Annotated in this window: 14 protein-coding genes; all 14 read right to left on the bottom strand. The window is 38.8% G+C overall.

What is annotated here, in order from left to right:
• Positions 1–87: 87 nt before the first annotated feature.
• Entirely contained in the window at positions 88–1,881 is a 1,794-nt protein-coding gene (locus tag BM086_RS08185; RefSeq protein WP_092325534.1) for an LIC_10190 family membrane protein, read from the bottom strand.
• An 8-nt stretch (positions 1,882–1,889) separates the two neighbouring features.
• Positions 1,890–2,351 carry a divergent PAP2 family protein gene (locus BM086_RS08190; protein WP_092325535.1) on the bottom strand — a complete coding sequence of 154 codons (462 nt, stop codon included), beginning with the start codon at positions 2,349–2,351 and terminating at the stop codon, positions 1,890–1,892.
• Between the two features lie 17 nt (positions 2,352–2,368).
• Positions 2,369–3,247, bottom strand: coding sequence for a dTDP-4-dehydrorhamnose reductase (gene rfbD / locus BM086_RS08195; RefSeq protein ID WP_092325536.1), 879 nt, complete (start codon positions 3,245–3,247; stop codon positions 2,369–2,371).
• 133 nt (positions 3,248–3,380) lie between these two features.
• The gene (locus BM086_RS08200) at positions 3,381–4,595 is read right to left on the bottom strand and encodes a DUF3048 domain-containing protein (protein WP_092325537.1); all 1,215 of its coding nucleotides are present in this window, start codon (positions 4,593–4,595) and stop codon (positions 3,381–3,383) included.
• A 24-nt stretch (positions 4,596–4,619) separates the two neighbouring features.
• Positions 4,620–4,883, bottom strand: coding sequence for an HPr family phosphocarrier protein (locus tag BM086_RS08205; RefSeq protein ID WP_092325538.1), 264 nt, complete (start codon positions 4,881–4,883; stop codon positions 4,620–4,622).
• Positions 4,883–6,232 carry a phosphoglucosamine mutase gene (glmM, locus tag BM086_RS08210; protein ID WP_092325539.1) on the bottom strand — a complete coding sequence of 450 codons (1,350 nt, stop codon included), beginning with the start codon at positions 6,230–6,232 and terminating at the stop codon, positions 4,883–4,885. The genes BM086_RS08205 and glmM overlap by 1 nt, the downstream gene beginning before the upstream one ends.
• Before the next feature lie 12 nt (positions 6,233–6,244).
• Positions 6,245–7,528 (bottom strand): CdaR family protein, encoded by a 1,284-nt coding sequence (locus BM086_RS08215; RefSeq protein ID WP_092325540.1) that lies wholly within the window; start codon positions 7,526–7,528, stop codon positions 6,245–6,247.
• Positions 7,525–8,391: a diadenylate cyclase CdaA gene (gene cdaA / locus BM086_RS08220; RefSeq protein WP_175560166.1), complete on the bottom strand. Its 867-nt coding sequence runs from the start codon at positions 8,389–8,391 to the stop codon at positions 7,525–7,527. The genes BM086_RS08215 and cdaA overlap by 4 nt, the downstream gene beginning before the upstream one ends.
• A gap of 42 nt (positions 8,392–8,433) precedes the next feature.
• A complete protein-coding gene (locus tag BM086_RS08225) occupies positions 8,434–9,381 on the bottom strand; it encodes a hypothetical protein (protein WP_092325541.1) in 948 nt (315 codons plus the stop codon).
• 4 nt (positions 9,382–9,385) lie between these two features.
• Positions 9,386–9,781: a hypothetical protein gene (locus BM086_RS08230; RefSeq protein WP_092325542.1), complete on the bottom strand. Its 396-nt coding sequence runs from the start codon at positions 9,779–9,781 to the stop codon at positions 9,386–9,388.
• Positions 9,782–9,790: 9 nt separating this feature from the next.
• Entirely contained in the window at positions 9,791–10,201 is a 411-nt protein-coding gene (locus BM086_RS08235) for a flagellar protein (RefSeq protein WP_092325543.1), read from the bottom strand.
• A 19-nt stretch (positions 10,202–10,220) separates the two neighbouring features.
• On the bottom strand, positions 10,221–10,994 hold the full coding sequence (locus BM086_RS08240) for a ComF family protein (RefSeq protein WP_242952153.1): 774 nt from the start codon (positions 10,992–10,994) through the stop codon (positions 10,221–10,223).
• A 21-nt stretch (positions 10,995–11,015) separates the two neighbouring features.
• Entirely contained in the window at positions 11,016–13,274 is a 2,259-nt protein-coding gene (recD2, locus tag BM086_RS08245) for an SF1B family DNA helicase RecD2 (RefSeq protein WP_092325544.1), read from the bottom strand.
• Between the two features lie 283 nt (positions 13,275–13,557).
• Positions 13,558–13,965, bottom strand: a complete 408-nt coding sequence (locus tag BM086_RS08250; RefSeq protein WP_092325545.1) for a hypothetical protein — start codon at positions 13,963–13,965, stop codon at positions 13,558–13,560.
• Positions 13,966–13,977 lie beyond the last annotated feature (12 nt).

A 13,977-nucleotide genomic window follows, 5' to 3' on the forward strand; every position in this document is an offset into this window, starting at 1 on the left:
AGGGACGATAACCCATATATTAATTCTTTTTAATAGGTTTTTATAAATATTTTATATTTTTTCGATAATTTTTATAATGTTTTATCATTATGGAATTGACATAAAGCCGTCTTTTATTCCACTTCCAATCATAATCATTTTTTCACTCATATCCATAGTTGAAGAAGGGAATGGCTTATATCCCACCTTGTCACCCTCAGTCGGATAATAAAACACAGTATTACCAACCTTAAAGGTATCAACTTCATAATCCCCGTAATCCTGCTGAACAAGCAGATTATCAGAATTAAACCTTGGATAATCATATTTGACAACATTTACAGCTTTATAAACAAACCACACAGCAAAAAGAACTAAAGACACTCTTAAAATCACTTTTGCAAGACTTCCTTCACTGTCCAAAGTGTTATAAGCTTTTATCAGAAGTCTTCCTATTATGATTGCAAACGTCAGACATACATAAACTTCGCCATACCTGATAAGTGGTGCTGAAAACAACCAGAATATCAGACAAGCAATCATTGTTCCGCTAAGTGTCAGAAAATCAGCATATTTTACCATGCTTCTGTTCTTAAGTTTCAATACTTTTCCACTGGTCTTAGAGTTTTCTGCAGCTGCTGTAACAAAGAAATATACAATGCATCCAATATAAATAACAATCGATATCATATCCAGGATGATCATTATTTTATTAAATCCATGAATACTGTTAAACCAGTTGACAATCCACTCTTTGAAAGGAACATCTGCAAAAGCAGCAACATCATTATAGCCTCTGCCAAATGTCCTGATCTCTTTTGCATCGTACTGAGCTACACCCTTTGGTATTTTCCATATAACTTTAAACAGATCAATACCGGTTACAGGGTATACCAGCCACCCCGAGATTATTACATTTCTTATAATAAATGGCATAACTATCACAATTGCCATAAGAACAGAGAAGCCAAATGCCTTCTTTTTCTTTTTATCACTATTTGAAAAAAGCTGATATATAGGAATAGCTGACAAAAGAAGTATAGGAGCAGCAGATAACTTTATCGTCACTGCATATACTCCAAGAAGCGCCAGCATAATATATGGCAGGTACGAACGAATATGCCTTACATTCATATCAAGCCACTGTATAAAGATATAAAACACAATTGTAGATAAGAAATAATCCGATGCAGGCGCAACCATTTCATCATAAATCGTAAAAAGATAATATATCGCCATGATCCTGGCAAAATCAGAAAGAATCGGCTGACCTCTTCTGACAATATCTTTCAGGTCAAGACATTTCCAGGCAAGGAGAAGCGCAAAAAAGCCCGCCATACAATGAAAAGAACGCCCAGTCAAAAAGCTAAAACTGTAAAGTGCTGAAAGTGCAAATGACGAACTGTTATAAGCCAGACGAACATGGAGATTACCAAGCCCCTTAACCACTCCGTAATTCTCAATCCAGTGTATTGCCTGTGCATGATAAAGGTCAGAATCATAATGCATGATTCCGTGTGACGCACCATAAGCCATTATAAGAAAAACAAGAAGATAATACTTGCCCTCTCTTCTGGCAAACAGAATTCTTAATAATTCGCCACAATCTTCTTTTAGTTCATCTCTGTAATAGACTGCAATAACAGCGCACACTGCTATCAGAAGCATATTTGCTGCAAGTCCAACTCCTGATATAAGGCTAAAAAGCTGTGCATATACCGTATTTACGACGATACCGGCAATGATATAGCTTTCCCTATAATGAGGAGCATACTTTTTATACCCCGCCCTGCCTTTTTGTACCTGCATACAATCCAAAGATGTTACAAATTTAAGAAAGGCAAGACCGGTTAAATAGGTTGTTGCAATAACATATATCCATATCAGCACAACAGTTGCCATGTATTATGTTACCCCCAAATGCCACAGACAATTACTCCAACAAGCACTCCGAGAAGTGCGCCAAAGCATACCTGAAGTGGAGTATGTCCTACAAATTCTTTTAATTTTTCTTCAGCAGGAATATCACTGTCTAACTTCTGGAACCATTCCATCATATTATTGATAACTTTTGCCTGTATTCCGGTTTCTCTCCTGACTCCCATAGCATCATGCATAACTATGAGTGCAAGCACACCGGAGATTGCAAACTCAAAACTGGCTGCACTGTAATAAAATAGTGTTGAAGTAACAAGCGCCATAACAGTTGCAGAATGTGAACTGGGCATTCCACCATCGCCCAATAGCCTTTCCGGATCAAAGGTTTTGTTTACCAGCACAAACAGAATCGTCTTCAATATCTGTGCTGAAAGCCATCCAAAAAATGCAGCAATAAGAATCTTATTATTCAATAAATCATTAAAAAATTGCATAAAAGCTTCCCCAATAATTAACCATTCAAATCTCTTAAATATTTTGCAATAGCATCATGCCAATCAGCAAACATGTAGTCAGATGTAAGCTTGAGCATATAGTTTTCCAGAATGCTGTATGCTGGTCTTGGCGCAGCCTGGGGATTCTTAGCAAGATATTCAGCAGTAGTCACATGGTTTACCCTTGTCTTCTTTCCTGCTATCTTAAAGATTTCCTCAGTGAAATCAGCCCAGTTGGTAGAACCTTCGCAAGTTCCATGGAACACTCCGTAATTATCAGTGCCAAAAAGATAACAGATTGCTTTTGCAAGTTCTTCCGCACTTGTAGGTGTACCAACCTGATCCATAACAACACTTACTTCATCATGTGTTTCGGACAGATTAAGCATTGTCTTTACAAAATTCTTTCCATCGCCATAAAGCCATGCTGTTCTTACAATAAAAAACTTTTCAGCAAACTGGCGCACGAACTCCTCACCAGCAAGCTTTGTCTTTCCATATACACTTGCAGGACCGGTCTTATCAAATTCGATATATGGTCTTGTGCCATTTCCATCAAATACATAATCTGTTGAAACGTGAACAAGCTTTGCTCCACACTCTCTTGATGCAATTGCAAGATTCCTTGGTCCAATGGCATTGATCTTGTAGGAAAGGTCGATGTCAGACTCCTGCTTATCAACAGCTGTATATGCTGCGCAGTTTATTATTGCTGCCGGCTTTACTTTCTTTGCAAGCTCCATAACTGCATCTATGTTTGTTATATCCAGAGAAGTAATGCCTTCTCCTTCAAAAACATCAGTATTAACAAGTTCATATCTGCTGTCATTTGCAAGTTCTTTATTTATTGCTCTTCCGAGCTGTCCATTGCATCCTGTTACTATTATCTTCTCCATAATCTTCTAATCCTCCTGCTTAAAAATACTCCTCATATCTTTGTCCACATGCTGCCAAATAGCAATCTCATCACGCGGACCTCTGAATAAAACGGACGGCATTTCTGCCGTCCGCAGTAATCATATACTAAACTCATTCGTACTTCACACCATCAACTTCGAATTTAGAGAAGGAAGCACCTTTTTCCTGGATTACAAAGATCATTGTCTTTCCAGTGTTCAATGTGATTTCCTGTCCATTGTCGTCATAGTAAGTTGTTGGCGCATAATCGCTTGTCTTTTCCCATGTAATATGGATCATCTTACCATTAGTAATATAATATCCATCCTTGGTCTTATCATGCATCTGATAAGCAAGATACCCATTAGCATCACGAACTTCATGATAAGTTCTCTGAATAATGACATTTGTAAAAGCAAGCTGCTCGCCTGTGACAGCATCCTTCTGAGGATTGCCGTACAAAGTCTTTAAATAAACTTTTTTCTCAGGGTCATAAGAAAGAGCTGACTTTGTTACAGGGTAACATCCTGCCATGTCAATCTTAGTTGCCTCAACAGCATCTGAATACTGTTCCAATGTATTAGGATTATTATATCCTGTAAAATTAAAGTGTGCCTGGCCTTCAAAATAATCTGCGCGATGATTCAGTGAAAATCCGGCTTTATCGATAGCTGCCTTAACATGTGCACCATCTGTAAAAGCTGTATGTTCTGATGTGCTTCCCTCGGGAACACGGAAAAATGCGCCATAATCAGATCCCATAGCCTTTCCGCCTACACCATTAAGATTATCCACATCATCTTTTCCATTAGGTCTTGTCTTGCCTGTAAGCACGCCGCTTACATATAATTCCGGTCCGCCAAAATGTATGATAATCGGGTCATATTCAAGCGCAGCATATACAAAGTAGTCACGAATACTTCTGATATTTCCGATTCTGTCAAGCCCTTCCCAGTTCTCTACGATACCCATCTGACGGCTCATACTGCCTTCTTCCATGATTTCATAGAATACTGCAACATTACTCAGTCCATATTGTGGCTGTGCCTCTTTGTTAATGGGATACATAACTGCCAAAGGTCTCGTTACATTAACATTTTCATCAACCCACTCATTAGTAAAAAAGCTTCTTACCATTCCTTCATGAGGTGGCTGATCTTCATCAACTACTACTTCTTCCTCAACAGACTCCTCAGCTGTTGCTACCTCTTCAGTAACCACCGGCTGAATGTCTTCAAGTTTCTCAATACTAATTCCAACTACAGCATCTTCCTCTGACTTGCCGCACCCAACGATCAGTGCTGTTGCTAAAATACCTGTCAGAATAATAGCCTTAACTCTTTTCATTTAAAAACTCCCCTTTTGTATCTTTTATTCTCCCAATCCATTCTTTATAGCAGTGATGATGGCTTCCATAGCCTCCTCCTCATCAGCGCCCTCGCATCTGAATTCAAGCTCATCCCCACATTTAATACATGCACCAAGAACACTAAGCACGCTCTTGGCATTAGCAGTATTCTCACCATAACAAAACGTAATATGTGATTTATAATTCATCGCAACCTTACACAGGTTACCGGCAGGTCGCAGATGTAATCCGGTTGGATTGGTTATCACAATTTTCTGACTTACCATTAAAGCATAACCTCCTCGATTAACTTCGCCAGTTTCTTAGCTTCATCATCGATTACATTTTTGTCTTTGCCTTCAATCATTACTCGTACGAGAGGTTCTGTTCCTGAAGGTCTTATCAATACTCTTCCGTCTCCCGCAAATTTCTTCTCAAGTTCAGAAATCGCATCAGCAATTTCCGGATATTCCATATATGCATCCTTTTTGTGGGTAGGAACATGGGCATTAACAAGTGCCTGTGGCATTACCTCCATGATACTTGCAAGTTCTGACAGAGGTTTCCCTGTTTTTACCATTACCTCCAGCAAATGAAGCGCTGATAAAAGTCCGTCTCCTGTAGTGTTGTCATCAAGGAAAATAATGTGTCCTGACTGCTCACCGCCAAGATTTGCTCCGATTTCCTTCATATGTTCAAGAACATATCTGTCGCCAACCTTGGTCTGGTCTACGCGGATTCCTTCTCTTTCAGCCATCTTAAAGAATCCAAGATTACTCATTACTGTAGCAACAATAGTATTCTGCTTAAGTTTGCCCTCATCCTTCATGAACTTGCCGATGATTGCCATGATCTCATCACCATTGACCATATTGCCCTTTTCGTCAACAGCAAGAAATCTGTCTGCATCTCCATCAAAAGCAAGACCGATATTAGCCTCTTCAGTAACCACTCTGCCCATAAGCTCTTCCATATGAGTTGAGCCGCAACCTGCATTTATGTTGATGCCATCAGGATTATTATGAATTACAACCACCTCTGCGCCAAGCTGTCTGATTGCTTCTACGGAAGTATAATATGAAGCACCTTCGGCGCAGTCCATAACGATCTTCATACCTGAAAGGCTGATATCCACTGCATTAAGATTATGATTTATATACTCTTCTCTGGCATCTGTACGATTCTTGACTCTGCCGATGCCTGCACCTGTAGGCATCTTGACGCCTTCCATATTATTCTTGATAAGCTCCTCGATCTCGTCCTCAAGGGCATCAGGAAGTTTATAACCGTTTGCATCAAAAAACTTGATGCCATTAAACTCCATTGGATTATGAGATGCAGAAATAACAACTCCGGCATCAACTCTGTATTTTCTTGTAAGAAAAGCTACACCCGGAGTAGGTATAACTCCAACATTGACAACATTTGCTCCAACTGAACATGCTCCGGCAATAAGTGCGCTTGCAAGCATGTCTCCTGATAATCTTGTATCACATCCAACCATAATTGTAGGTTTATGATTTACTTCCTTGGAAAGTACATATGCGCCTGCCTGACCAAGCTGCATTGCAAGAAGTGGTGTGAGTTCATCATTTGCTACGCCTCTTACACCATCTGTTCCAAATAATCTTCCCATAATAATAACTCCTTACTCTTTTTCTCTAATTGTCAGATAAACGCTAACTGTTCCCTTTGCACTCACTCCGGAAGGCAGCGACCATTTGACTCTCGCACTGTATGTGCCTGCCTGAAGTTCGGACAAATCATTATCTTCGATGACATCATTTATGTCAACAACTCCAACAATATTATTAGCATTTACCAGATCAATGGCATTTCTAAGTCCCTGCAGTGTAAGTGATACCTGATCATACTCACTGTCATCAATAGCTACATCATAGCCATCAATGCTACCGTCTATAGAAATATTTCTTATACTCACATCAAATGTTTCTTCAATCAACGGAGAGATATGAACAACAACCGTTGCTGTTCCGTTAAATTCTTTATCTCCGAAATATACTCCTGTGGGAAGATGATCCGAAAGGTCAATTGTTCCACTAAAATCCGAACTATAGCCGGATATATCCAGCTTATCATCCTCAACCTTAAGCTCATTTATCGCAGAAATAGTGCTGCTCCTGCCCGCAATAAGGATTACTTCCGGATTACTCTCTATCTCACCGGTCATAGCATATCCCGATGCAGGTTCACCCTTAACCACATAATTGACCGGAACATACTTTGTTTCAAGAATCTGAATATTAACCCTGACAGTCTTAATATTCATTGAAACACCTTGTGATGCCAGATCCAGGGCATTTCCATCTCCGTCTAAAAGAATGATATCTGCATCTGTTCCGATATTAGATGTAAAACCTGTCACATCAACATCAACTGCTGCCTTCTGAATAGAATTAACAAAAGATTCAGGCCCTGTTACCCTCACCATATTCTGTTCAGTCGACACATCTCCAACCACATATCCGTCAGAAAGTGAACCGGATGTTGTTGCTGTCAGAGCAAGGCTCTTACTTGCTTTGCGTTCAACGTTTAGCTTTACAACATCAGAGCTCAGCACAATTTTCTCAAGCTTGTCATTATACTTATTTGTCTGAACATCAATACTAACAGTATTAAGACTGGATAAATTCTGAATATCCGCCGTTGCAACCACATTGCTCTGGCTAAGAGAATCAATAATCTGTCTTGGTCCGTATATTGTCACAGAGTTGATGGTATCACTCCCGTCAAGAATTGTGTAAACCTGCCCCTTTTCTGTTATAAGATTTCCATTTTTCAAAGTAACAGGAACGTTGGTATATCTGACTGAAATGATAGGATCATTAATATTTGTAACAAGAAACCACACTATTACGGCAAATATCAGAGAAGCCAGTTTAAGTCCCCAGTTGGCTGTTATCTTTTTCATTTCTTAGCCCTGGCCTTTCTTGCAAAGTGTTTAACAGGAACCTCTGTCTTATGTTTGTTCTGAAGATAGCGCAGGCGCTCTCTGAGTCTGTCACTGTCAACAGCCCTTTCAAGCTCACCCTCGTAAGCTACACTAATCTTTCCTGTCTCCTCCGAAACAATTATCGTCAATGAATCAGTTGCCTCAGACACACCAATTCCTGCACGATGTCTTGTTCCAAGTTCTTTTCCTATTCCCATGTTATCTGAGAGAGGAAGATAGCAGGTTGCTGATGTAATTCTGTTTCCGCGAATAATAACTGCCCCATCGTGAAGCGGTGTGTTATGCTCAAAAATATTGATAAGAAGCTGGCTTGTCACTATGCCATCTACGTCAATTCCCGTTCTTTCAAATTCTGTGAGAGGATGACTCTGTTCTATAACTATCAAAGCACCTGTTCTAACCTTAGCCATCTCAACGCAGGCTCTTACGATCTCATTAAGTGTTTTATCAGAGAAACGCTCTTCTGTGCGCCCATCTCCTATAGATAATACATTTGCAAAAAAGTTCTTTCGACCAAGTTCTTCAAGCGCTTTTCTAAGCTCCGGCTGAAGAATTACAACCATGGCTGTAATAGCTATTCCTACTACCTTTTCAACTATCCAGAGAATAGTTGTCATATTAAAAATAGCTGCAATAAGTATAAACACAACAATAACTATGACCCCTTTTAAAAGAGACCATAGTCTTGTATCCTTTGCCCAAACCAAAATATGATATACCAAAAACGCTATAATAAAGATTTCCAGCACATCAAAAAATCTGATTGCAGGCATATGCAGTGTTGTTCTGTTAAAGTCAAAAAGAAATTCTATCTGCTGCATTTCTATCCTTAATCTTTGTTGCTGCTCATAAAGAGCAATTATTTATCTTCTTTGTCTTTCGTTGGCACGATTTATTCTCTTTACTTTTCTGTCCGGGGCAGAAAGGATTACCTTAGGTACTGCCTTAACATAATAGTAATAATCATCATCTTCAAACTGAACCTTTTCTGTTCTGCTGTAATCCACATTAAATGCAAAGAACTCAACTACCAGCATAAGCGCAGCTGCTACAATAGTTCCAACGATCACACCTAAAAATGAAATATGTGTCTCACATACAAGATCGCCTATCAGTGTACATACAATAAGGCTCACAGATCCTGTTGCTATAGCAATTCTCCAACTGTAATTTACCGATGCTCTGCGAATAATATACACAAGAACAATTGTGATTGAAAAAGCAACTATAGTAACGAGCATAACCTTATCACCAAGGATTCCTGCAATCACCTGCTGGAACTGGTTAGAGGTTTCTTCCACATCAGTTCCGATCTTGGCTACAGTAGCTCCTGATGAAAAATAGTTGATCATATATGCAAGAACAATACCAAATGAAACAGAAACTATTGATGTAGGAAGTCCCAAAAGTCCCATTGCAAGAGGCATAACATATGGAATATGCATAAAGAAAAAGAGTGGTGTCAAAAGCACTGCCAAAGTATCTCTTGGTGAAAATCTAAAATACAAAAGAAACATCAAAAGTAAAATAACGCCTGCTATAAGTGCGCTTTCCACTGCCAGTGAATACAAATGCCCCATCAGGAATACTGCAGACATAAGCACTATGAAATTAGGAGGCAGAATTGAGCACAATAAAGAAGCCATCAAAACAATCGCAATATTATTGATTGGCTGCATATATCCAAGCTTATTGTTTATCATCACAATACTTATCAATGCCAGAACAAATTTCCAAACATATGAAATGTATGTTTCGTATTTAAAATAAAACTGTTTTAAATATTGCTTTAATTCAAGTAATGAAGTCATATTATCAATCCTTTTTCTTGTATAATCTAGCTAGCTTTTTCAGATCCCCATAATATGCCTTCATACTCTTTCGCATCTTGGAATAACGATATGAATATACAACATATGTGATAAGAGAATACACGCCAACAAGCAGGAGGTAGTAAAACAAACACCTCCTGCCAACAGACAATAAATTTTCCGTATTATAGAGGTTAGATAAAACCTCCTCAAATTTGCACAACGCATAGATGCCAAGGAAAATTGCATAAACAATAGTAGCACTTATAACAGATTTGATTATATTGTAGCCAACATAATCGCTTCTAAAATAAGTATTTATTGCATCATTTTTCTTTCCTTCGCGATCTATAAACGCAGCCATTTTGGTCATCAAAATGACTTTTTCTTCATCTAACATTACTGCTCCTTAAGTATCCAGGAAGCGCATTCCAGCCTTTGAATCCTTTTTCACTACCGGCTGCTGAATCTGTGGCTTAGGTTTAGCAAACGTATTCGTCATATTGTCTGCCATTGAAGATTTGCACTTCGCACAGTATCTTCCTGTCTGAATAAGTTCTCCACATTTCTCACACTGAAGCTGAATTGGAGAATCTGCTGTAAACATAAGACGCTCCTCACGAATCCACTGCTGAATCATCTTCGTGGTTACTTCGCAATCATCAGCGATCTGTTTGAGTCCTGCACGCGGATTATCGATTATGTATTGCTTAACCCTTTGGAAATCTTCCTCGATAGCTTTTTTACAAGCTTCACAAACAGGCTGACCTCCAATATAATTGAACATCCTACCGCATCTTGCACAATTCCGTAAGTTCATAAAGTGACCTCCGTATATTTTAAGTAGTTTGCCCGATTGCCAGGGTAAGAAAGTATATTCTCTTCACTCCTGTAATCCGAAACTCGTGGGCGATCTCATCAATAGTACTTCCAGTTGTATAGATGTCATCGATAATAAGTATGCACTTAAATTTTACATCATTTTGAGTTATATTGAAAGCTTTTTTCAAATTATTACGACGTCCACAGACATCCAATTCCTTCATAGGACGCGTATTTCGGTTTCTTTCAATAATATCGTTCCTCATGGGAATTTTTAGTGCCAAAGACAATTCTTTTGCAAAAATTTCAGCCTGATTATAACCTCTTTTCTTCTCTTTTCCCTTAAACATCGGAACCGGCACTATAGCTTCTATTCCAAGTTTTTTCAGCCGCGCTCCGCATAGTTTTTTTGCTTCTCCTGCAAAAAAGCGGGCATATTCCTGTCTTCCTGAATATTTAAATCTGTATATCGCCCCCGAAATGCTTCTGTATTCAAAGATTGAAAAACCTCTGTCAAAAACATGTTTTGTTTTATAGCAGTCCCTGCAATATTCATTATCCGACTCGCTATCTGGCAGAAGTTTCCCACATTTCAGACATGTATTTCCGTGTATATATCTTATTTTCTTGCGGCATTTATCATGAATAAGCTGTCCTGTCACAACTCCATCCCAACCAAAAGATATCGCACTCACAATTTCATCGCACACAGGACAGTGCCTTGGGTATACCAAATCCAGTGTCTTATCAAAGATTTCAATACCAGTTTCTTTTATTTCTTGTAAATCCAATAAAAAACATTAACCCTTTCTTTATACTTCAAATACATCCACAATTCTATCCTTAAGCCCGGTATACCTTTTTAACTGTTCTTCATTATCAACCATTCCAAATAACGTCTGGCTGCTCCCCAATATGCACACTGTACTCTTCGCCCTTGTAACAGCAGTATATAAAAGATTTCTGTTAAGCAGCATTCTCGGCCCGCCAAGAAGAGGCATGACAACAGCCGGATATTCACTTCCCTGTGACTTGTGGATAGTGATGGCGTAAGCAAGTTCGATCTCTTCCAACTCATTAAAATGATATCTCACCCTTCTGTGTTCATCATATTCCACCACCACATCCTGCGAGTATTCGTTTATCTCTCTGACAATGCCCATATCTCCATTAAATATGCCCGTTCCTGAATCAATGACTACATTATACTTGCCAACAACTTCCCACTGCGCCTGATAATTATTTTTAATCTGCATCACCTTATCGCCTTCGCGCAATATAAGGTCTCCATAAACATGTTCTTTCTTGGAGGATGATGGCGGATTAAGCTTTTCCTGTAAAACTGAATTCAGCTGAATAACTCCAAGAGGTCCCTTTCTCATGGGTGTAAGAACCTGAATATCATAGGGCTCAGCATCCACATATCCGGGAAGTTTGTCACGGATAAGAAGGATCAGGTGATTATATATGACATCACAGTCATTTCTTTCCAGAAAAAAGAAGTCTTTACTCTTGTTATCTATAACAGGCTTTTCTCCGTTGTGTATCCTATGAGCATTCATGACAATATCACTTTCTTCCGCCTGTCTGAATATTTTTTGCAGTATGATTGTCGGAAACTTACCGCACTTAATAAGGTCACTTAGCACCTGTCCCGGACCTACACTTGGAAGCTGCGAACTGTCACCCACAAGAATAAGATGTGTTCCAACAGTCAGTGCTTTTAAGAGCGCATAAAAAAGATGTATATCCACCATCGACATTTCATCAATGATAATCGCATCTGTCTCAAGAGGATTGTCCTTATTTTTCTCAAAATGAACCCCGGATCGACTTGTATTGTCATCACTGACCTGCCCTGATACTTCAAGCAATCTATGTATTGTTCTTGCTTCATACCCGGTTGCCTCAGTCATTCTTTTTGCAGCTCGTCCGGTGGGGGCCGCAAGCATAATATCCATTCCCTCACTGGCATAATAATTGATAATTGTATTTATTGTAGTTGTCTTTCCGGTTCCCGGACCACCCGTTATGATAACAATTCCATTAGTAACACTTTTTAGTACCGCATCCCTTTGGAGTTCATCAAGCTCAATACATTTCTTTTTTTCTATATCCAGGATCTTAGAACGTATCTCCTGCTCCTTCTCATCAGGCGTAAGGCTCATTTTATTAAGTTCCTCAAGCATTACTGCGCAGCCCTGTTCTTCATAGTAATAGCTCGAAAGATAAATCTCATTATCATGCTTGCACACCAGTTTTTTATCCATAATGAGATTTCCTATATAAATCTTTATACTCTCCGCATCAATATCTGTATCAGTTCCATTCGTCAGTATCTCAACTGTTTTGTCAATCAAAGCCTCCATTGGTAAAAAAGTATTACCATCCATGGAAGACTGTGACAAACTATATAAAATTCCGGACTTTATTCGATACTCTGAGTCAACAGAAATCCCCACTTTGGAAGCAATTTCATCTGCAGTTTTAAAACCGACACCGCTAATATCGTCAGCTAGCTGATATGGATTTTCTTTTAATATTGCATAAACTCTTTCGCCATACTGGTTAAAAATCTTTACCGCAAGAGTGTTACTTATCCCATATTGCTGCAAAAAGATCATTGCATCGCGCATCGCCCGCTTTTCATGCATCTGGAGTGAAAAATCTATTGCTTTTTCATGGCTGATGCCTTTGATTTTTTCCGCAAGGACTTCCGGTTCATCTTCAATTATCCTGAAGGAATCGTCGCCAAATTCTTTAACAATCTTGGCAGCCATTTTTTCTCCAATTCCCTTTATTGCCCCACTGCCTAGATAACGCTGCATTGAAGCTGCATCATCCGGAAGCGTTATCTTAAATGAAGATATTTTAAATTGCATGCCATAAACAGGATGATTGACATAGCAACCTTCCATTTCAAGAGAATCGCCTATTCCAGCATCCTTGAAATTGCCTGTGCACACAACCTCATCATCTGCAGTTATGAGATTTGCAACACCATAACCATTTTCAGCATTTTTAAATATAAAATGTTCTATATATCCTTTTAGCTTCTCAACTTCTGTCATCTATCTACCTTATACCAAAATCAATAATTTTGTTTTTCAACAATATTCATTTGTCTGCATAACTATATTGTTAATAGTAATGTCACGTATTGTTCAACGCAATGCGCTACCATAGTCCTGCAGAACATTCGAAAATCATGGGAATCCCCACTTTTTCTCATATTTTGTAAGGTCATAAGGTTTTTCCCTCCTGACATCACATCATATATAATAGCACATAAAAAGCCGCATAATTCTTAATCTTTCTTAAGAATTATGCGGCATATCGTCTTTTTTTATTCAATCATTCATTATCTGTAGTATTTACCTGCTCTGCAGCCACAGGGATGTCGTAATTTCGTTTGAGATTTTCATATAACATCTGTGCAAATCCATTGCTCTGTTTTTCTACAGATGTTGCGCAAATATCCTGAAGTGTCTCCCCTTTAAAATAATCTACCAGAGTTTTTGTGGATTGATCCTCTTCCTCCGGCTTTAAGGCATCGACAGATTTTTGCATTTCCTTGAACATCTGCTCCAAAAAATACGCTTCAAAATTCTTGCATGCAGCCCACAATTCATCATCCGAAGACTTATCCGAAACATTCTGAAGTTTTCTCTGAAGTTCGATAGTGCTGGCATTTTTACTCTCATTTGCAGCATAATCGGTTAATGCTGTGGCACTAAGCCCTTTAATATCAAGTCCCGCCATAGATCAATCACC

The organism is Butyrivibrio sp. YAB3001, assembly GCF_900112195.1.
GTDB lineage: Bacteria > Bacillota > Clostridia > Lachnospirales > Lachnospiraceae > Butyrivibrio.

What these genes read in the sequence shown, in the direction of transcription:
- BM086_RS08185 (WP_092325534.1), bottom strand. Translation starts at nt 1,881, where the DNA reads ATGGCAACTGTTGTGCTGATATGGATATATGTTATTGCAACAACCTAT.
- BM086_RS08190 (WP_092325535.1), bottom strand. Translation starts at nt 2,351, where the DNA reads ATGCAATTTTTTAATGATTTATTGAATAATAAGATTCTTATTGCTGCA.
- rfbD (WP_092325536.1), bottom strand. Translation starts at nt 3,247, where the DNA reads ATGGAGAAGATAATAGTAACAGGATGCAATGGACAGCTCGGAAGAGCA.
- BM086_RS08200 (WP_092325537.1), bottom strand. Translation starts at nt 4,595, where the DNA reads ATGAAAAGAGTTAAGGCTATTATTCTGACAGGTATTTTAGCAACAGCA.
- BM086_RS08205 (WP_092325538.1), bottom strand. Translation starts at nt 4,883, where the DNA reads ATGGTAAGTCAGAAAATTGTGATAACCAATCCAACCGGATTACATCTG.
- glmM (WP_092325539.1), bottom strand. Translation starts at nt 6,232, where the DNA reads ATGGGAAGATTATTTGGAACAGATGGTGTAAGAGGCGTAGCAAATGAT.
- BM086_RS08215 (WP_092325540.1), bottom strand. Translation starts at nt 7,528, where the DNA reads ATGAAAAAGATAACAGCCAACTGGGGACTTAAACTGGCTTCTCTGATA.
- cdaA (WP_175560166.1), bottom strand. Translation starts at nt 8,391, where the DNA reads ATGCAGCAGATAGAATTTCTTTTTGACTTTAACAGAACAACACTGCAT.
- BM086_RS08225 (WP_092325541.1), bottom strand. Translation starts at nt 9,381, where the DNA reads ATGACTTCATTACTTGAATTAAAGCAATATTTAAAACAGTTTTATTTT.
- BM086_RS08230 (WP_092325542.1), bottom strand. Translation starts at nt 9,781, where the DNA reads ATGTTAGATGAAGAAAAAGTCATTTTGATGACCAAAATGGCTGCGTTT.
- BM086_RS08235 (WP_092325543.1), bottom strand. Translation starts at nt 10,201, where the DNA reads ATGAACTTACGGAATTGTGCAAGATGCGGTAGGATGTTCAATTATATT.
- recD2 (WP_092325544.1), bottom strand. Translation starts at nt 13,274, where the DNA reads ATGACAGAAGTTGAGAAGCTAAAAGGATATATAGAACATTTTATATTT.
- BM086_RS08250 (WP_092325545.1), bottom strand. Translation starts at nt 13,965, where the DNA reads ATGGCGGGACTTGATATTAAAGGGCTTAGTGCCACAGCATTAACCGAT.